We start from the raw sequence: 19316 nt of genomic DNA on the forward strand, positions 1-19316 counted from the left end.
CATAAATATCTACTGACATACACTGAATGCACTAAAATTAATTTATAGGAAATGGCTTATGCGTCTTACTAATTATAGTGATTATGCACTACGAACCTTGATGTATTTAGCTTCAATGCCTGACTCAAATAAACTGGCCACTATATCTGACATTGCAGAAAGTTATAACATATCAAAGAGTCATCTCACTAAAATTATCCACCAGCTTGCAAAACTTGGCTATATAACTAGTTTGCGGGGTAAAAATGGTGGTATAAGCCTTGCTAAATCAAGCAAAGATATCAATTTAGGAGAAGTTCTGCGTCATACTGAACCCGATTTTGCTACTGTCCCCTGTTTAAACAATTATAAAGAAAAAGAATCTATAAGCTGCTCCATCAAGCCTGTTTGCCAATTACAGCATGTATTTTATAAAGCGACTAACGCTTTTCTGAGAGTAATGGACAATTATACGTTGGCTGATATAACAGAAAACGATGCTCAATTATGGCAGCAATTAAGATTAACTGCTGCTCCAAAATAGCTTAATCAAAAAAAGCTAGAGGATAAAACCCAAACTCATTAGCCAAAAGAATGACAACGTCAGCTGACGCAATCTTAGTAGATTACCTATCATTTACCGCTCATCACAGCCCTATCATGGGACTAAGTGGTTAGCACTCCTGCACTCCTGTTGCATTCATTACCAACGATAGGGTATCTACGGCTCCTTCGAACTCTAGGGCATGTTAAATAACTTAAGATGAATGACGCTTCCCAGATAAACTCTAGAAAAACAAACATAATATAAATTTTTAACGTCGTCATCGAAATGTCTTAATAATTGATTTTACTCTTATTTCTTAAACTCGAATTTATTGATTTAAAAAAGCCACAGGATTTTGTCTGATTGCGTTGCAAATAGCTCTGTGTGCGGTGGGGTGCTCTATGATCGCTGCAATAGCACAATAGGTTGTCAACTCTGATATATGGATAGACAGTAATGCCTACCAAACTTCTCATTGAAAAGGTGTTCCTTTTAAATGCAGTTTAATAGTCTCTTTAGAGTTTGTCTGAAAGCTCATGCGATTTTCAAAGAAAGTCATAAATTGACGATGTGACTCCGTGATCTTCGCAATGAATATAGCTTGTGAAAACTTATTATAAAGAGCTTCCTACCCTTGTTCCATTGTTGCTCGTCATCACAAAATGCGAGGTAGAAAATGCTTTTGTTTATTGCGGCAATAATGTGTTATATCAAAAGCCTAATAGGCCTCTTGCGGTGGTAAAAGCCAAAGCCAATAAACATGCGATTGGTAAAGGGATGCAACAGGCTATCGATTATACACGCATGCTAGATGTACCTTGTAGACCAAACCATTCTCAATGATTTTCAGCCATTTAACACTACCATGACGAAGATTGCCGTGCACACGGTAGACCCTACTTACGAAACTCAGCTGGGTTTATATCAAGTGTTAACTGGCCCTGAATAGGCAAAAAAGCCTATAAACAAGTAAACCCTAACTTCTTTGACCCTAATTAAATTACTCTAGCTCTTCAATCAGAGCTTGCATCTCCTCAATTTCACGCTGCTGTGCCTCAATTATGTCATCTGCAAGCTTTTGAACTCTAGGATCTTCAATGTTTGCCCGTGAGCTGGTCAAAATGCCAATCGAATGATGGGGAATCATCGCTTGCATCCAATCCACCTGCTCCACTGTTTGTTGAGAGCGTACACCCCAAAGCCCTAATGCGAAGATCACCACACTAATACCATAGATCAAGAGATTAAGCTTAGTGTTCTTGTACATATTACCCATAAATGCCAGCATTATTACTGCCATGCCAGCGCCCATATAAAGAGCCATATAAGCCCTAGTTTCACTAAAATAAACGTGATCCCACTTATAAGTATTGAAGTACATCATCATGTACATTATCAATGTTGACGTAAGGATCATGAACGTGAATTTCACATAAGGATTCATGCCTGAATCTGAATGATGCTCATCGTGCTCTGTTGCCTGTTGCATTGTGGTCTCCTGATAATGAATATCAGAACCAGAAACTTAACCCAGCTATCACACTGCTTGAGTCTACTGATTCTCCATGCGCTCGGTGCTGTCCTCGATTTGCACCCAGTGCGGTCTCGTAACTGACTCCAATATAAGGGGCTACTTGACGGTTTAGGGTCTCATAAGTAAGTCTAACTTTAGTTTCAAGCTCATTAAACCCTTTTTTAATGTGTTGAGCCTCATCATCTCTGCTAAAGGCCGTGACTTCTAATTCCGGTATTACCACCCAATGCTGATTAAGTCGCCATTCATATTCAGCGCCTGCATTTAACCTCAGTTGACCATTAGTATATAAATAAGCATTGGCTGAAGTTTCGATGAAGTAGGGTGCTGTCCCTTCAATACCTGCCATGACAGCGGCATCATCCATTGCCGTATCATAAGCCACACCAAAGCTACCATTCCAAAAGATACTTAGTGGTTTCCAATAAGACAACGAGGATAAGCTATCAATTACTTTATCATCTTTCGTTTGTGCACTGCCTTCACTTTCAAAAATAACACGCTTTTCATCAGTACCATACCAAGCAGTTGTCTCAAAATTAATATTGTCCTCATCAAAGTTATAACCCAAATCAGAAACAGATACCCCCCAAGTCGGCATATCGCCCATCATCATAGGTTTGCCAAACTTGCCATAATCAATGCCATTTGAATAGTCTGGGCTACGGGCACTTTTTGGTGGTTTACCACCTTGCATGCCTGACATATCCATCGAGCTGTGATCCATGCTTGACATAACCATATCTGACATGTCCATAGAGCTATGATCCATATTGACCATACCTACTGAATTTTGAATCATGTCAGGCAGTTTGGCTTTCTGCAAGTTAGCTTTCGTGGATGACGTTGACGCCATTGCAAAAGAAGGGGCTAAAACCATTGACACGATACTGAGCGTAAAATAACCTATCTTATGTGTTTTCATCTGTTGGCTCATAAACAATTTGATTTAAATAGGATTAGGGACTGTATAGAATTGATTCATGGCACTGGCGGAGACTATTTTTTAGGCAATATGCAGTGAAATTTTTGACGCCTAGTCATTCTAAGCTAGAAAATTTCGTAATATATTGACAAAAAAGAGTCCCGCCCTGAGAACGGATTAAGCAAAGCACTGCTTTGCCCGTTCGCAAGGCGAGAGCTGTGCTCGAGTGTGGCTGATGCTGAAAGCGTACCAGACGTTGTTACAAACCTAGCCAAAGTCTAGACATTAGCGTCGGTTTGCGCCTAGTCTGGAATGATTTTAGCTATCAGCAGTCCTAATTAATCAATTCTATACAGCCCCTACACAACGGCGACTTCTCGGAACATACCCGCTTCCATATGATATAAAAGATGGCAATGCCAAGCCCATCGTCCATGCTCACCAGTAACATCAAAACTCACTTTTTGAGCAGGATGCACCAACATCGTATGCTTTCTGACTTGAAACTCGCCAGATGGTGCCCTTATATCACTCCACATACCGTGCAGATGCATGGGGTGCATCATCATAGTGTCATTGACTAAGGTGATACGAACGCGCTCGCCAGGTTTGATATTAACTGGCGCCGCATCACTAAACTTAACGCCATCAAACGCCCAAATATAGCGTTCCATATTACCGGTAAGGTGCAACTCAATCTCACGGGTCGGTTTAATTTGCTCAGCAAATATGTGATCACCAACACTGCTTAACTGGTCGTAAGTCAGCACGTCTCTTTTAACATTACGCAGATTAATACCGGGATCATCCAGATTCACTCTAGGTGTGTCTACCCGCATGTCTGTTTTAAAGTCATATTCTGTATGGGCGTGATTGGCTTTAAACTTGCCACTCATGTCGCCCATCATATCGGCCATAGTCAGCCACTCTACGGCATCCATCTTTGGAATAGCTGCTGCTGCCACTTGAGCAGTGTCCTTAGTTGCCAGTGTCGCCGTCATATAACCGCTGCGGTCTACATTTTGTGCAAAAATAGTATGTACATCTTGAGTTGGCGTGACAATAACATCGTAAGTTTCGGCTACCCCAATACGAATGTCATCAATGCTAACGGGCTCTACATCGACGCCATCTGTTGCCACTACTTTCATCTTCAAACCCGGTATGCGTACATCAAATATGGTTTGCGCTGACGCATTAATAAATCGGAGTTTAACAGGTTGCCCTGCTTTAATTTTTTGATACCAAGCTTCAGTTGAGGGTCTGCCATTAATGAGATAAGTGAAGGTGTTTTCACCCGTTAAGTCGCTAAAATCAGTTGGCATCATTCGCATTTGATTCCACATCTTACGCTTATCCATTGCTGTTTTAATATCAGTCTGGGCAATGTCCGCCAGTAGCTTTTTAAAGTCAGGAAGATGGTAGTTATCAAAATCAGCACGTTGTTTTAACAGCTTTAATAAGTTATGCGGGTCTCGAAAAGTCCAATCACTCAGTACTACCACATGATCTTCACTAATCGGATAACGCTCACGAGTTTTAGGCTCAATAACAATAGCACCCAGCATACCGGTCTGCTCTTGAAACCCTGAATGCGAGTGATACCAATACGTGCCTGATTGCTTCAAAGTAAACCGATAGGTAAAGGTACTTCTAGGAGGAATGCCATCAAAGCTAATACCCGGCACGCCGTCCATTTCATAAGGCACAAGTAGACCATGCCAATGAATGGAGGTTGTCTCATCCATCTCATTATGGACTCGAATCGTGACCGTATCGCCCTCGTGCATCCTTAACGTCGGCGCAGGCAGGGAGTTGTTAACTAAGGTTGCTGTGGTTTTTCTACCGGCGATGGTCACAGGTACTTTATTAATATATAAGTCAAACTCAGTACCCGTTAATACAGGAGTTTGGTCAGCGGCTGGATTGAGATATCCACTATTGATACCGCCTAAATTGATACCACTCAAATTAGAGCTTGCCCAAGCAGGGGTAAGAGCTGTACTTCCAGCCACCAAACCAACACTAGATAAAAACTTCCTACGGTTCAAGTTATGTTTTTTATTCATAATACAACCTAATCAAGATATGAATCAGAGAGATTCGAAGATATAAATCCAGCATTATGTCAACATAAAGGGATAAAATTTAATAATAATAATTTGAATAGCACACCCTTAAAAATGAACCATGCCAGCTATCGTAATGCCTTAAACCTGCTTTTCTGGGGAATCAACGGACGCAAACACCTCATAAGAACCATCTTTATTTATCACGAATACCTGATAAGGCATAAATTTACCCTCAAATTCCATACCAGGGCTACCCACTGGCATACTAGGAACTGCCAAACCAATAGCATCAGACGGTGGATTCGCTAAAAATTGAGCGATAAATTTTGCTGGGATATGACCTTCGAACACATAGCCATCTTCGGTGACAGTCGTATGGCAAGAGCGTAATGCTTCAGGTACACCATAACGATCTTTTACCAAGTTTAAGGCTTCAGGATGTTGATAGGTAGATTGTAACCCCGCTTTGTTGGCGTAGCTGATCCATTCGGTACAACAGCCACAATTGGCATCTTTATAAACAGTGGCACTGATACCTTGTAATAAAGCGCCACTATTATGATTTTCATCAGATTTGTTAAGCTTAGGTTGTGTTATTGCTATATTATCAGAAGCAGTCCCTGTTGATTCTACCGCTGAGTTGGAGTTGCTTGGTGCACCGCAAGCCGTAAGCGATACTATAAAGCCAAATAGCATTAATCCACTTAGGAAATTAAGTAATCGATTTTGAGGTCCACTAATATGGCTAGTGTATTTATGACTTGTGTGCTTAGGCAGCTTGTTCATACTAGACTTTATTCTGCTTATGAAGTAAATATTGGAGTTTTGCATACTACTACCTCAATTGTCATTTTAATGCTGCATATCGCCACTCATACCATCCATAGAATCATCCATCATGTCGCCCTTAGATTCATTCATCATACCAGCCATTATATCTGCATCAAACCTTGCAGTAAGCATGGTGTATTGATTGGCCGTTAAGTTGGGTAAGGTTTTGATAAAAGCAATCATTGCCCACATCCTATCATCATCATGCGTTGCCCCCCATGCAGGCATACCCGATGCCATAATGCCATGTTTGATCGCCCAAAATCCCTGTTTAGCGCCTTCATCGTCTGCAAATCGACTGACGACACTAGCATCCGTAAAATTTGGAGGTTTAGGATATAAACCTAAGCTTAAATCAGTTGCTGTTACGTCGGGTGATAAATGGCAACTGGCACACATATCTTTATAATCGGCACCGCCTGCACTTATCATTGCAGACTCGTTAAGTTTCGGAACAACAATGTCTTTGCTGGCATGTTTAATTGAATTGACTCGTGCTTTTTCTATTAAACTATAAACGATTGGGCTATGTTCATGGTCAGCACCAACATTTATTCGTCCACTTAATAGGACTGCGTAAGCGACAATTAACATGACAACTAGGGTGGTCACACCCCCTAAAATAAACTTTATCATTTGAGTCCTACTTAAGTAATTAAAGGGGTGTTCATTAAAGGGCTATTAGTAAAAGGCTATGAGATTTTAAAAAAGGCTAAATATTACATTCCGCTTTATCCCCTGAGATTCCCTTGAACTACATCTGATTTGATTGGGATTTTTGGGGTTTGAAGCTGAAGTTGAAGATAAACTACTTGCTAGGACTTGAGCTAACACAGTGCTTGGCATACATCTGTTGCATTTTACTCATATTTGCCATCATTGACTTCATAGCAGGGTCATTCATATCCATTTTGCTATGATCCATATTTTTCATCATTTGCATGTGTTGGCTTATTTTCTCGCAATTCATTTGGTCTTTTTGAGCATGCAGTTTAGGATCATGCGCCATGGCACTTGTCGCAATCGTTAAAGTAGCGACAGTGGCTAAAATCATATTAAGTACTTTCATTGGAATTCCCTATTTATAGAGTTTGAGGACTAAATTAAATGAATTTGAATGTTTCGTAGTAATAATAAGGTTTGTCGAATGACACCAACATGACGTCAACATTACAAATCTGTCATGTTGAGGGCAAGATGCTATTAAATTAGGTTCTATTGTTCTAACATGAAGACTGATTATTAGGACTTACGCAAAATATGATTGAACGGCATTATAAAATGACTGGTAATTATTTTTGAGAGGCTTCGCTCTACCTTTAGACGATTCAAAAATGATTGCCAGTCGTCACATTTTCTTAATATGCGTAAGTCCTAGTTATATTAATTTATTGGGGTGTAAATGAAAATCTTATTGGTCGAAGATGAGATAAAACTGGGCGACTATATCAAAAAGGGCTTAACGGAGTCAGGCTTTCTTGTTGATCATAAGCAAAACGGCTTGGACGGCTACCATGCAATGATGTCTGAAAGCTACAATGCCATCATTATGGACGTTATGTTGCCAGATATTAGCGGTTTTGAGCTGGTCAAAAACTACCGTGCAGCAGGTCATATCACTCCCGTGTTGTTTCTAACCGCCAAAGATAGTTTAGAAGACCGCATTAAAGGTATTGAAATTGGAGGAGACGATTACCTGACCAAGCCGTTTGCCTTTGCAGAACTGGTGGTACGTCTTAAAAGCTTATTGAGACGATCCAGTCAGTCAGAATACCTTAGCACCCAACTTAAAATAGCCGATTTAACACTAGACCTTGCCAAACGCACTGTTTATAGAGGCAACACCTCTATTCAATTGACATCAAAAGAGTTCTCATTATTGCAGTTTATGATTGAGAGAAAAGGAGAGGTGTTACCACGTTCGATTATTGCCTCACAGGTTTGGGATATGAATTTTGACAGCGATACCAATGTCATTGACGTGGCTATCAGACGTCTTCGAATGAAAATAGATGAAGGGTTTGAGACCAAGCTAATCCATACAGTGCGTGGCATGGGTTATAAGCTCGAAGAATAACTTGAAGAATAACTTGAAGAGTAACTTGAACCTAAGGCCAACTAAACGACAAAATGATGCCTAATACATAAGAAATTTGCCGAATGAATATTAGAATCTCACTGCTATGGCGCACGGTCATCTTACTCACCGTATTTGTGGTTGTGTCACAAATCGTGGTCTATTTTTGGATTCAACGTTCAGTCAATAGTCATTTTGAAGTCATGGATGCAGAGATTTTAACCCATTCGGCCTATAATTTGCGTCATACCTTAGATAGCAATTCTTTAAACGATAGTGAAAATTTAGTTAACCCGCAAAATGTCACCAGTCATCTGCATTCTGGCGGTTTGGATTATGATATTAAGGTGTTTAAATTTGATTCTAATGGAATGTTATTAATAGACCAAACGGGAAGTCCAGAACAGTTGTCAGTCAGTCAGCTTGATATACGTGAGTTGATAAAAAAGCATGGTAATAAACAATTTGAACTGCAATTAAATAACAGGCCGTACCGTAGTATTATTATTAATAACGTTAACAGTGCTTTTAATAACGCGGATGCCATTTATTTATTAGCCTTGCCAATTGACGTACATCAATTATACCTTCATCAATTTAAATGGCAGTTAAAACTTATCCTGATTGCCATAACCCTGTTATTAATCTCAATCGCAACCCTCAGTGTCTATTGGGGTTTTTCACCCCTAACCACCTTTATTCAAAAAATGAAAAGCATTAGCTTTGAGCAACTCGGTGAGCGCATTACCGTGTCTGATATGCCCAGTGAGCTGCGTCCGCTTGCTGAGTCATATAATATTATGATGAGTAAAATGGAAGAAAATTTTGAATCTTTATCTCGATATTCTGACAATATAGCCCATGAACTACGCACGCCGATAGCCATACTCAGCACCCAGACACAAGTCATGCTGAGTCAACCAAGGGATAGCAAGGATTATGTGGAACAGCTTCATCATCAACATGAGACGTTAGAGCAGCTGTCAGAATTGATTAATAATATGTTGCTACTGGCAAAAACTCAAAAACGCTTGAGTCCAGAGCAGATAAAAGAGGTTGATTTGGACAGTATGCTGAACAACTTGATTGAATATTATGAATTGTTAGCAGACGATAGGCATCTTACTTTATTAAAAGAGGGAGAGTTTACAGCCGTCAAAGGCGATAAAGGCTTATTACAACGATTATTTGCCAACCTAATTTCAAACGCTATTTATTATTCGAAAACGAATAGCATCATTCGTATCAGTGCCCATGGTATCAGTGCTAATAAGCAAACCCGCAACACAGAACATTCTAATTTGACCCATAAAAGCACCAGACCTTTGCCTTTAGATCAGCCCACTCTAAACATTGTTATCCAAAACGAACTTGCAGTGCCAATGACTCAAAAAGAGGCAAATCGGCTGTTTGAGCGTTTTTACCGCTATCCAACGAGTAGCAATAATGACGATGCTTTACCTCATTCGGGAACAGGGCTAGGATTATCTATCGTTCAATCAATTGTTAAGGCGCATGGTGGCAAGGTAACTATCACTATTCAACAAGACAGATTGTTTATAGCGGTTATCAAGTTATTGCTTTAAGATTACTATTATTATAGGTGTTAAGGATTGCAATTATTACTTTAAGGATTAATGTTAGTAAGTCTATAATAAGTATTTTGGTCGTTTAATTAGTCCTCAACTTAATGCCTTTGACTAGTACCGGGAACCAAGCCCAATCCCCTATTTTAAAATTTCAGTTACCCTTTCAAGAGCAAGATTTTCACAATTAATTATGATGACTACTGATCCAGTATACATCACAACCACCTAGTGAACTGGCAACTTCTGGTACCTTTCTGCCTTGCTCTTCAACCAGTTTAATGGCTTAAAGCTTCAATTCACTGCTGTAACATCCTCGTTTGGTGGTCATATCTTCTCTCCTGTTATTGGTAATAGTATATAACCTCTTATTTGCTGTCTCATTTCATTATGCCACTACAAGTAATGTGAACCTTAAATAATGTCCTTAACTAAACATAAGGATGAAAATTTAATATTCCAAAATAATGAATAATACCGACAATGAAACATACACAAGAGCTCCATCCCCAAAAACCTCTAGTCCTTCCTAATGGCTTTAACATAAAGAGAAAACAAAAGGCTCCACGTATTAAATAAATAGACGTGATAAACACCAATGCCTGTGGGGTCATTGGCAACTGTGATGACGTATAACCCGCTGAATATATCGTAAATATGCCAAATACAGTTAAAACAATCGTTATATGCAACGTTACAATCATAGGAAGGATACTACCCTTGGTTGAGAGGTTAACCATTGTTTCGCCTGCACCAAAATACCTATACCAACTAGCACCGTATACAATGCAGCCAACGTGTAAAAGTGCAGCAACTAAACTACAAATGCCACCAATTAATAAAAATATATTCACTTAAAGTCCCTTTTAATAGGAATAAAAGAGAGATAATTAAACTTAATCCTCCTTTAGACTTAAATTTTTGATCGAAAAAAACAACCTTCTACTGCGATTAACTTAGCGATACCTCTCCTACCCTACCAGCTGTAATCAGCTACCAAAATCCATTCTTTAGTTTACTAATCTTGATTAGTGTCCTTACTTATTAAATAAATTATTTACTGCGAATGTTCGGTAAAAAAGTTTGTTACCAATTTTAAATACTCTTGCTGATGTACTTTAAAAATATCTAAGTGTCCACAATCTGGAAATGAGAATAATTTGATATGCTTACAACTACTTTTCAATTCTTGTACATCAGTTTCGGGTATAAACTTGTCTTTGAGACCATATAAATAAGCTATTGGAACATGGGATGTGTTAGCTAAAGAATACTTAATGGGCTGCGTACCTGTCGCTGGTGCTAGTTTGCTATTACTCATCCATTTCATTGCTTTAGCTTGTAATCCTTTGTTAAAAAAAACGGTAACCGAACAAGGGACACTATCTAAAACAATAGACTTAAATATAGAGCTATCTTTACCAAGCGCATGAGATAACTGAAAACCGCCAAATGATGTGCCAAGAAGGTGTATGGGTATATTAGGAAACTTACGTTGAGTAAAACTGCCAATAGAGAGTACATCATCATAAAAGGCATGCCCTTTTATTTCACTTTGGCCAAAACCTTTAAAGTTAAACATAACAACATGAAATCCCAGATCTGCTAACTTAAGATCTAACTGATTCTTTAAAAAATAATGCATGCCATATTTTATAAAGGGATGACAAAGTATCACAACGCCTTTAGGTGAAACTTCCTGAGTATAATGAATTGCACCCTCAAGTTCACTTCCATCCTCGCAAAGATGATAAAAATGTTCAGCTCTCTCTGGTAGGTCTTGTTTCCAGCCATGAACAGAGTTAAACATGATATTCATGAATAGCTTTGAAAACTTCCTAGCTACAATGTTATTTTTTTTAGATATTGGATTCATCAATATTCCCCATCAACGTCATTGCACCATTACCAGTAACAACTACTCTATTACTTTTCATTCTTACACTATCCATATAAATATAACGTTAAAAAAACATACATGTATGTATGTATGTTAACTTAACACTTTTAGGGTTCAATAAAAAGACACTAATGTATATTCTTCTGAGATTCAGTTAAAATGTATGATAAATTCCTACTAGGAAACTTGCTTTATTAACAAGTTTAAAGAATAAAATGAACGTGTATAAAGAAAAATGGATCGTAAAAGCATTAGAATCATTAAAGGAGGTTGGATACTACAATTTATCCATAAATGAAATAGGTCAATCCTTAAACCTATCAAGGGGTTCTTTTTATCACCATTTCAAGAATACATCTGAATTTTATGATGAAGTATTATCATATTGGCTTAATTTGGGAACGGAAAAGATATGGGAGATGGAGTTAAATAGGGACAACTTGTCGGAAATCAAAAGGTTACACAATTTTGCTTGGAATTTAGATCATTTTTTAGACTTGGAAATACGAGCATGGGCATTACATGACCCAAAAGTAAAAGACTACTTAACACAAGCCGATCAGAACAGAATGAAATATATGCAATCTGTTTATGCATCATTTTATAATTTACCTAAAGATGACGCTAAAATAATTTCTATTACTGAAATAGCCTATATCAGTTTTTTGGGTGCTCAAACCGCTCTATTTTCCCTACCTGAATTTAATATCAACGAGTATAAATCCAACTTATCAAATATGCTATCTAGCCTATTTAAACATACTATTTAATTATCTAGCTTCTACTCCGTTTAAGTAAATCATAATCTTTGACAATATAAAGCTAAAAAAGAGGCTAATATTAGTTGAGATACAAAGCATTACCTGTGATGGAAGACGAGGATTAAGAGCGTTATTTAATGATATACCTTGTCAAATGTGCTAGTTTCATCAAATACAAATAGTGACCCGCTACCTGACTCGTCGACCTAAAAATATAGCGAGTATTGAGCTCAGACAGCTTGCTCTAAAGCTTACAAAGCCCGATAGTAAGTCGTTTGTCACTGCCTTGGATGACTGGTATTTGACTCATGAAACCTACTTAAATGCGCGTAGTGTGAATGAAAATACGGGTAAAACTTGGTACACTCATAAGCGTCTTAGAAGTGCTTATCGTAGCCTACGAGTTAATAGTGATTGGTTATTTACTTACCAAGAATATGAGCATTTAGATATAGCAAATACAACCAATTCTCTGGAAGGTTTGTTTAGTGAGCTTAAACGGAAATTACACAGTCATCATGGACCAAATGAGAGCCGTAAGTTATGGTTTATTAAAGACTTTCGAACGTCAAAGTCTCTTAAATAGCACGAATTTTGTCCATTACACCTTAATAAAGGCTTTTGAAGAAAAGAAATAAAACCACCACCCACAAAAAAACCCTAAGTAAATAAATGCTTAGGGCTGAAACTTTGTTTAAAAACTAGTTTTAAAGATGGCGCAGCGGACGGGACTCGAACCCGCGACCCCCGGCGTGACAGGCCGGTATTCTAACCAACTGAACTACCGCTGCTTAGGTCGTTTATAACTTTATTTAACCACTCAGTTGTTAAACTGTAGTTAAGTAGTGGTGGGTGATGACGGATTCGAACCGCCGACATTCTGCGTGTAAGGCAGACGCTCTACCAACTGAGCTAATCACCCTTGAAAAACGTATTAAAAAAGCACTGCTTTTTTAATTTCGCAAGAGAAAACTAATTTTACAGTGTTAAGTAAAAATAAGAAACTCAACATAATTTTAATATACTTAGCTATTTAACAACTACAGTTATTTAACAACTAAGGTCTCTCGCTGTGGGTGTGTATTATATAGATTTTAAACGGTGTGTCAAATATTTTTATAAAATAACTTAATAACTCAGCATCGACTTTAATGAAGACGCTAACTTAATACACTATTGGATTATACCATCAATAAGCTATGGCCTATCGATGGTATAAATAAATTTTTAACGCTCCCCTAATCCCTCTGACAATGTTTTAGTAATAGGTTTGGTTAGATAGGATAGCACAGTACGTTCCATTGCTTTAATATCAACGCTGGCTGTCATACCAGGTTTAATAACAATTTCATCACCGCGTCCCGCAAATTCAGCCTCCCCTATCTTAATGAGCACTCGATAATAAGGTTCTTCGCCATTTGGGGTTTTCTTCATTAAGGTATCAGGGCTAATATAAGTTACCGTACCATTCATTGCACCAAAGATTGAAAAGTCATAGGCATCTAGCTTAACCGAAGCAGCTTGCCCTTCTTTAACATAAGCAATATCTCCCGGACTAACTTCAGCTTCAACTATTAGGTCACTACTTGTTGGCAGCAACTCCATGATAACCTCACCTGGTTTAACAACACCGCCGATGGTAGTAATATTAATATTGTTAACCTTACCGTTTGCAGGTGATAATAATCGCTTTTCTTCCAGCACCTGAGATCTATCTCTCAACTGTTCAAGCTCAGTATCAAGCTCCTCTTGCGCCTTTGTCATCTCAGCCTGTGCTTCTTCAAAATATTTATTACGTTTATTATTGATTTGCGCCTCAATATCAGCCACCTGACGACGCAGTTTAATGATATCTGCTTGGCTAACATCTCCATACTCAAGTAACGGTTCATTCATACTCAGCTCTTTACGAGCCAATACCAGCATTTTCTCTAAGGAGGAAACATCTTCATTTATGGCCTGACGTCTACGATTATACAGTTGGGTTTGGTTCTCGACATATTCTGGATAATCAAGCACATCATCGGTAAATACCAGTGGCTTCAGAAAAATTTCGGCCTGCAATCTTGCAAGCTTTGCTCTTAAAGCAGCAGTCTTTGAAGCTGAGTTATCTACAGCTGCTTTAGCACGCTCCTCTTCTAACACAACCAGCAATTGCCCTTCTTTAACGTCATCCCCTTCTGATACTAATATTTCAGTCAATATTCCACCTTCAGAAGCTTGAATTTCTTGCGTTCTAGCACTGGCAATTACGGTAGCTTTGGCGCGAGTAACTTGGTCAATTTTAGCAAAATATGCCCACGTCAATAATATACCAATACCGATTAGGGCAATCCATATACTAAGACGAGCACGGCCAACTTTGGGCTTTGTTGGTGTATATTGATATTCAGACATGCCTATTTCTCTTCTGATGTAGGTTTAATAATGATGGTTTGTTGCTTCGGCTTTTTTGGCGTAGTTTTATCTGCGCTATGATTCAAATTGTTAAGCTTCTGCTCAACGTTTGACACAGTCTGGGAAACTGTATTGTTCCCTTTTGACCCTGCTTGTTGCTCTGAGACAGGCTTTATTGAAATTGATGCCTTTTTACTGTCTCCTGAAGCCTTACTACTTGTCGGTTTTAATGACACTCTAGTACTGTTAGCCTTGATAGACGACTTACTGGCTTCATCTAAAGTATCTTTTTGAGTACCGGACTGCGCAGAGTCGCTACTCTTCTTCTCTGAGGCGGGATTAATCACAATAGTTTGGTTAGCAGATGGCGGCCTCTTTGACTTGCCTAATCTGTTAGGCCCCTTAGGGGATTTTGGACTGCTTGAAGGGGCACTTAGGGCCGTTTCAGAGCTTGGCGATTGTCCAATTTTATCGATTGGTGTGGTGTGCTTAGCTTTTTCATTCTGCCTTAACTTGTTTAATACATCTTCTTTCGAACCATCCATAACAATTTTTTGGTTATCCATAATAATAATACGGTCAACCAAGTCTAACAGAGCTGTCTTATGAGTCGATACAATCAAGGTTTGCCCATCTTGCAACTCTTCACGTAGTACACTTAAACATCGCTGTTCTTGGCGATTATCCATTGAGGCTGTGGGCTCATCTATCAATAGGACAGACGGTTTTGTTAATAAAAGACGGGTAAAAGCAACTAACTGCTTCTGACCACCTGACAACCCACGCCCACCTTCACTAATCGGTAAGTCTAAACCGCTTGAATGGTTGGCAACTAAATTAATTAAACCTGTTTTTAATAGGGCTTGATGGATAACATCATCCGTAGGCGCTGCCATACCAATCAGGAGGTTTTCACGTAAAGTGCCTTGAAATAATCGATGATCCTGCTGAAGATAACCGACCTGCTCACTTAGTGATTCTCGGCTAATTTGTTGGATATCTAAGCCATCAAGCAATATTCTTCCTGATGTTGGGGCATATAATCCTGACAACAGCTTAAGTAAAGTAGATTTCCCAGAACCAATAGGACCCAGAACAGCTACCCTTTCACCTGGCCTTATGGTTAAATTAGGAACGGTAATAGCGGGACGGTCATTACCAAGGTAATTAAAAACCATATCGTCAACTTGATAGTGACCTCTTATTTTAGTAGGAGATAACGGATAGTTAACACCATGATTGTCTTGCTCAAGGGCGAAAATAGATTCAATCATACCTTTAGCAGCTTTAGCATGAGAAAACTGAACCAAAAGCCCTGGTATGGCCATAACAGGAGCAAGAACACGACCACCTAGAATTGAGCAGGCAATCAAACCACCCATGGTCATATCGCCACTCATAACCACAAATGCACCGGTAATTACCATACCAACATAACTGACTTGTTGTAACATTTGGGTAAAATAACTTAAATTATCATTGGTGTGCTTCATGTCTAAGTCGTTCTTGATAGTAACATTCATTACATCAAGCCAACGTGATAAAAACTTCCAACTTCCAGCCCCTGCCTTAATAGTCTCAACACCCTCAACAGTTTCAACTAATAAACCTGTTTTATAGTAAGAAGCAGAAGCACCTTCGGCCGCAATGGTATCAATTCGTTTGCGCGCATTTAAACCCAAAATAATAGCGATAGTCGCAGCGATGATAGGTACTAGTGCAACCAGAGGCGAACCAATATAAGCTATTAACGATAAAAAGATAACTGTCATGGGTAAATCGACTAAAGCAAACAACGTACCTGCTGTAAAAAAACTGCGCACTTGTTCATAACCACGCAATTGAGCGGCCATAGACCCTACTGAGCCTGGCATCTGATCAATGCGAACTTTTAATAAGCGTTGAAACACCTCCCGTGATAGATACTGATCCAATCCAGCCACTACCTTATCCATAATTCTTGAGCGGGAGAATTTCATGAACGCTTCAAACAGGATGATTAACCCTACACCACTCGCTAAAATTATTAACGTATATTGGCTACGTGTTGGAATCACACGGTCGTAGACTTGCATTGAAAACAAAGAGACTGCAAGTGCTAAAAAGTTAATAAGAAAAGAAGCAAGTACCGCCTCAATTACTACACCTTTATAGCTTTTTAAATTCGATTTTAATAAGTCCGTAAATGTCGCACTACGCTTTTTAATATGATCGTCTTTCAAACGTACGCGTAATACGAGTGATAACTCGCTAACCCGGACAGGCTGAGTTTTTTCTTCTTGACGAAAATTCCACGCACCTTGTGGAGTATGCCCATCAATAACACCCCAACCAAACCTCGTGTGGTATGTCAATAACGGTAAAAAAGCAGCATCAGGTTGCTCTAATATCTCTGGCGTATCTTCAACACCTATACCATGTAATACTTCAATAACCCCGCCAAGAGTATTTATACCACGGCCTTCACCACTATTTTTTTGATTATCATGGCGTCTTATTACATCTTGTAGGCGTACATTGTCAACAGGGTAGCCCTGTTGGCTTAGCAGATGCCTTAATGCATCTGCTAACGATTGTGCAATAGTAAGCTGTTCATTAGTCTCTACCAATTCGCCAGTTAACACTGTTTCATCTGTTTGGTTATCATTAACAGTCATAGATGTCACTTATTCAATTATTATTTTTCAATTAGAAGACAAAATCAGTCAGTTCATAGCTGCTTAATTTCGATCAGCATACACAAAAAAATCATCTACCTCATAAACTTCAACTTTATATACATTGTCATGATCGTTATTATCAGTAAAGTTTTCTGTTAAAGAGATAGGCGCTCTAACTTTTACAGTATTGTCTTCATCATTATTTAGTGGTTGCTGGTACGTTTGATTGGACTCTTCAATATAAATATAATCATCGCTTACTTCATGAATATCAGTTGGTTTGGGTTTAATAGACAGTGGCTTGCCAGCTTTGTCCGACATTTCTCTTGGCTCATTTTCAATAGTAGATACTTCTTCCACGCTCTTATCATCGTTTATCCTTAAGATAACACCATCGTTAAGTCTTTGCTCAGCTGAGGCTGGAAGATTAACTTCCATTAATGAATCAGAGCTTATTGGCTGATCTTGAATGACATAATTATTATATTCAAAATCCTGACCATCCAGCACACTATCTTGTTTTCCTAGCCAGTTTTGTACAGGGTCAGTCACTTTGAACAAGTCTACTTTTTCACGATTACGGGCAAACTTCTGCCAAGGCATTAAGCCAAAATCAACTTGAAGTTTATAAAACGAACCTAAAATATCAGAGCGTGTTTGCACCAATTGGTTTTGATAGTCACTAAGCTCACGTACCGCATTTAGGACCTCTAACCATGACTTTCTACCCGCTATAAACTGTCGACGGTATGAATCAACAACAATTTGCGCACCAGCAACCGCTGCAACTAATGATTGCTCACGACTCTTGGCACTGGCGAACTTCTGATACTCAACCTGAATATTTTCCATCACATTACGACGTGCTGCCTCTTGATTTTGTATCAAGCTATTTACCCGAGCTGCGGAAGCACGCGTTAACGCTAGATTAGAAAATCCGGCACCTGGTTCGTAGTTTAAACCCACTAAAAATGCGCCATCATTATCATTATCTTCATGCTCATAAGTATGGGTATATTGAGCGTATAGTGAAGGATAATTTGAGGCTCTTTGAGATTTTACTTGCTGTTTGGCAGACTCAATTTGAAAGTATTCTTTGACAACAGAGGGGTTATAGAAGCTGGCTTTATTAAAAGCCATTTGTTCAAACCCAGCTGATTGAATTTTAGCTTGATCGGCTAAAACTTTTAGCTGAGGGACAAAGCGGGCGCTGTCTCTAGATAGTGGATGACCAATAATTTGTTCTAATCTAGAGCCAGCAATGCTTTGCTGTTCCACTGCTGCTTCATACGCATTTTGTTCTTGTAAAATACGATTGGTTACCAAATCAAGCTCAATTCTTGCTGAAACACCCTGCTTAACACGGCGCTGCATCATCGCTTCAAAATCAGCCAACTGTTCAAGATTTTCTAAATAAACCCGCTGCTTAGCCACTGCCGAAATATAACTTTGCCATGCATCAATGGTGGTTTTAGCCACATCATTTTGCTGCTCATAAATATTTTCTATGGCAGCTTTATCATCAAAAATGGCTTGATTGACATTAGCTGTAAGACGGCCACCTGTCCATAGAGGTTGACGAATATTAATCTCAGAAACCAAATCCTTATCTTTTTGATACCCCGTCGAAAAACTGGGTACTGGTAATAAATTAAGTTTTGCCGCAGAAATGCCCTCTTTAGTGGCTTCTTGTTCAGCTTTTGCCGACCCAACTAAGGGATGCGAGTCAATAGCTTGCGATATTAACGAGTTTATCTGCACGTCACTTACCGCTGCTTGAGCATGGTAGGGTAAACTAACACCAGACATCAACAGTAGTGAAAGCAATAGTTTGTTTTTATATTTAAATTGACTAAATAGCATAGTGGGTAAGCTTATTTGTTAAGGGGTTAATGCTAGGTTGGATTTAATACATTTTACCATAGCATACTCGTATTAAAATTATTGGCTGTACTTATTAAGTGGTTACAATAAAAAGTAGTTGCAACCAAGTTACCACTTTACTCAGTATAAATAATTTTCGCGCGACTTAAACCCGCGACTAAAA

Annotated in this window: 18 protein-coding genes and 2 tRNA genes; 6 read left to right on the plus strand and 14 right to left on the minus strand. The window is 38.8% G+C overall.

Annotated elements, in window-relative coordinates:
• The first annotated feature begins 58 nt into the window (after positions 1-58).
• Entirely contained in the window at positions 59-523 is a 465-nt protein-coding gene (locus AC2SLN_RS06985; RefSeq protein WP_486550638.1) for an Rrf2 family transcriptional regulator, read from the plus strand.
• Positions 524-854: 331 nt separating this feature from the next.
• Here the strand turns inward: AC2SLN_RS06985 and AC2SLN_RS06990 are convergent, their stop codons facing one another.
• Positions 855-980: an MGMT family protein gene (locus tag AC2SLN_RS06990; RefSeq protein WP_495057373.1), complete on the minus strand. Its 126-nt coding sequence runs from the start codon at positions 978-980 to the stop codon at positions 855-857.
• A 149-nt stretch (positions 981-1129) separates the two neighbouring features.
• On the opposite strand from AC2SLN_RS06990, the gene AC2SLN_RS06995 reads away from it, so the two are divergent.
• Entirely contained in the window at positions 1130-1369 is a 240-nt protein-coding gene (locus tag AC2SLN_RS06995; protein ID WP_486550636.1) for a hypothetical protein, read from the plus strand.
• 157 nt (positions 1370-1526) lie between these two features.
• On the opposite strand, the gene AC2SLN_RS07000 is transcribed toward AC2SLN_RS06995, so the two are convergent.
• From AC2SLN_RS07000 to AC2SLN_RS07025, 6 genes are all read right to left on the minus strand, one after another.
• Positions 1527-1850, minus strand: a complete 324-nt coding sequence (locus tag AC2SLN_RS07000; protein WP_486550635.1) for a DUF305 domain-containing protein — start codon at positions 1848-1850, stop codon at positions 1527-1529.
• Between the two features lie 187 nt (positions 1851-2037).
• Entirely contained in the window at positions 2038-2985 is a 948-nt protein-coding gene (locus AC2SLN_RS07005) for a copper resistance protein B (RefSeq protein ID WP_486550634.1), read from the minus strand.
• 359 nt (positions 2986-3344) lie between these two features.
• A complete protein-coding gene (locus AC2SLN_RS07010; protein ID WP_486550632.1) occupies positions 3345-5054 on the minus strand; it encodes a copper resistance system multicopper oxidase in 1710 nt (569 codons plus the stop codon).
• Between the two features lie 141 nt (positions 5055-5195).
• Positions 5196-5888 (minus strand): DUF411 domain-containing protein, encoded by a 693-nt coding sequence (locus AC2SLN_RS07015; protein WP_486550631.1) that lies wholly within the window; start codon positions 5886-5888, stop codon positions 5196-5198.
• 21 nt (positions 5889-5909) lie between these two features.
• Complete coding sequence (locus tag AC2SLN_RS07020) at positions 5910-6524, minus strand: c-type cytochrome (protein ID WP_486550629.1); 615 nt, start codon at positions 6522-6524, stop codon at positions 5910-5912.
• A 172-nt stretch (positions 6525-6696) separates the two neighbouring features.
• The gene (locus AC2SLN_RS07025) at positions 6697-6957 is read right to left on the minus strand and encodes a hypothetical protein (protein WP_486550627.1); all 261 of its coding nucleotides are present in this window, start codon (positions 6955-6957) and stop codon (positions 6697-6699) included.
• Positions 6958-7290: 333 nt separating this feature from the next.
• Between AC2SLN_RS07025 and AC2SLN_RS07030 the strand changes: the two genes are divergently transcribed.
• Together AC2SLN_RS07030 and AC2SLN_RS07035 are read left to right on the plus strand one after the other, a co-directional pair.
• On the plus strand, positions 7291-7965 hold the full coding sequence (locus AC2SLN_RS07030) for a heavy metal response regulator transcription factor (protein ID WP_486550625.1): 675 nt from the start codon (positions 7291-7293) through the stop codon (positions 7963-7965).
• A gap of 83 nt (positions 7966-8048) precedes the next feature.
• On the plus strand, positions 8049-9551 hold the full coding sequence (locus AC2SLN_RS07035) for an ATP-binding protein (RefSeq protein ID WP_486550623.1): 1503 nt from the start codon (positions 8049-8051) through the stop codon (positions 9549-9551).
• A gap of 431 nt (positions 9552-9982) precedes the next feature.
• On the opposite strand, the gene AC2SLN_RS07040 is transcribed toward AC2SLN_RS07035, so the two are convergent.
• Together AC2SLN_RS07040 and AC2SLN_RS07045 are read right to left on the minus strand one after the other, a co-directional pair.
• Positions 9983-10405 (minus strand): hypothetical protein, encoded by a 423-nt coding sequence (locus AC2SLN_RS07040; RefSeq protein WP_486550621.1) that lies wholly within the window; start codon positions 10403-10405, stop codon positions 9983-9985.
• A gap of 203 nt (positions 10406-10608) precedes the next feature.
• Complete coding sequence (locus AC2SLN_RS07045) at positions 10609-11427, minus strand: alpha/beta hydrolase family protein (RefSeq protein ID WP_486550619.1); 819 nt, start codon at positions 11425-11427, stop codon at positions 10609-10611.
• A 245-nt stretch (positions 11428-11672) separates the two neighbouring features.
• On the opposite strand from AC2SLN_RS07045, the gene AC2SLN_RS07050 reads away from it, so the two are divergent.
• Positions 11673-12221 (plus strand): TetR family transcriptional regulator, encoded by a 549-nt coding sequence (locus AC2SLN_RS07050; RefSeq protein ID WP_495057319.1) that lies wholly within the window; start codon positions 11673-11675, stop codon positions 12219-12221.
• 163 nt (positions 12222-12384) lie between these two features.
• Positions 12385-12798, plus strand: a complete 414-nt coding sequence (locus AC2SLN_RS07055; RefSeq protein WP_486550720.1) for an IS256 family transposase, variant Zn-binding type — start codon at positions 12385-12387, stop codon at positions 12796-12798.
• A 128-nt stretch (positions 12799-12926) separates the two neighbouring features.
• Here AC2SLN_RS07055 and AC2SLN_RS07060 read toward each other — a convergent pair.
• The 5 genes from AC2SLN_RS07060 to AC2SLN_RS07080 form a co-directional block, all read right to left on the minus strand.
• Positions 12927-13003 (minus strand) — tRNA-Asp (locus tag AC2SLN_RS07060).
• Positions 13004-13058: 55 nt separating this feature from the next.
• Positions 13059-13134, minus strand: a tRNA-Val gene (locus tag AC2SLN_RS07065).
• 305 nt (positions 13135-13439) lie between these two features.
• Positions 13440-14609, minus strand: coding sequence for a beta-barrel domain-containing protein (locus AC2SLN_RS07070; protein WP_486550712.1), 1170 nt, complete (start codon positions 14607-14609; stop codon positions 13440-13442).
• Between the two features lie 2 nt (positions 14610-14611).
• On the minus strand, positions 14612-17266 hold the full coding sequence (locus AC2SLN_RS07075; RefSeq protein WP_486550711.1) for a type I secretion system permease/ATPase: 2655 nt from the start codon (positions 17264-17266) through the stop codon (positions 14612-14614).
• Positions 17267-17329: 63 nt separating this feature from the next.
• Positions 17330-19132: a TolC family protein gene (locus AC2SLN_RS07080; protein ID WP_486550710.1), complete on the minus strand. Its 1803-nt coding sequence runs from the start codon at positions 19130-19132 to the stop codon at positions 17330-17332.
• Positions 19133-19316 lie beyond the last annotated feature (184 nt).

It is taken from the genome of Psychrobacter sp. CX90 (assembly GCF_057396305.2).

Bases quoted from the DNA above. Each gene is read 5' to 3' on its own strand.
- AC2SLN_RS07015 (WP_486550631.1), bottom strand. From the start codon at position 5,888: ATGCAAAACTCCAATATTTACTTCATAAGCAGAATAAAGTCTAGTATG.
- AC2SLN_RS07080 (WP_486550710.1), bottom strand. From the start codon at position 19,132: ATGCTATTTAGTCAATTTAAATATAAAAACAAACTATTGCTTTCACTA.
- AC2SLN_RS07020 (WP_486550629.1), bottom strand. From the start codon at position 6,524: ATGATAAAGTTTATTTTAGGGGGTGTGACCACCCTAGTTGTCATGTTA.
- AC2SLN_RS06985 (WP_486550638.1), top strand. From the start codon at position 59: ATGCGTCTTACTAATTATAGTGATTATGCACTACGAACCTTGATGTAT.
- AC2SLN_RS07030 (WP_486550625.1), top strand. From the start codon at position 7,291: ATGAAAATCTTATTGGTCGAAGATGAGATAAAACTGGGCGACTATATC.
- AC2SLN_RS07045 (WP_486550619.1), bottom strand. From the start codon at position 11,427: ATGAATCCAATATCTAAAAAAAATAACATTGTAGCTAGGAAGTTTTCA.
- AC2SLN_RS07025 (WP_486550627.1), bottom strand. From the start codon at position 6,957: ATGAAAGTACTTAATATGATTTTAGCCACTGTCGCTACTTTAACGATT.
- AC2SLN_RS07075 (WP_486550711.1), bottom strand. From the start codon at position 17,266: ATGACTGTTAATGATAACCAAACAGATGAAACAGTGTTAACTGGCGAA.
- AC2SLN_RS07010 (WP_486550632.1), bottom strand. From the start codon at position 5,054: ATGAATAAAAAACATAACTTGAACCGTAGGAAGTTTTTATCTAGTGTT.
- AC2SLN_RS07005 (WP_486550634.1), bottom strand. From the start codon at position 2,985: ATGAAAACACATAAGATAGGTTATTTTACGCTCAGTATCGTGTCAATG.
- AC2SLN_RS07070 (WP_486550712.1), bottom strand. From the start codon at position 14,609: ATGTCTGAATATCAATATACACCAACAAAGCCCAAAGTTGGCCGTGCT.
- AC2SLN_RS07035 (WP_486550623.1), top strand. From the start codon at position 8,049: ATGAATATTAGAATCTCACTGCTATGGCGCACGGTCATCTTACTCACC.
- AC2SLN_RS07000 (WP_486550635.1), bottom strand. From the start codon at position 1,850: ATGGCTCTTTATATGGGCGCTGGCATGGCAGTAATAATGCTGGCATTT.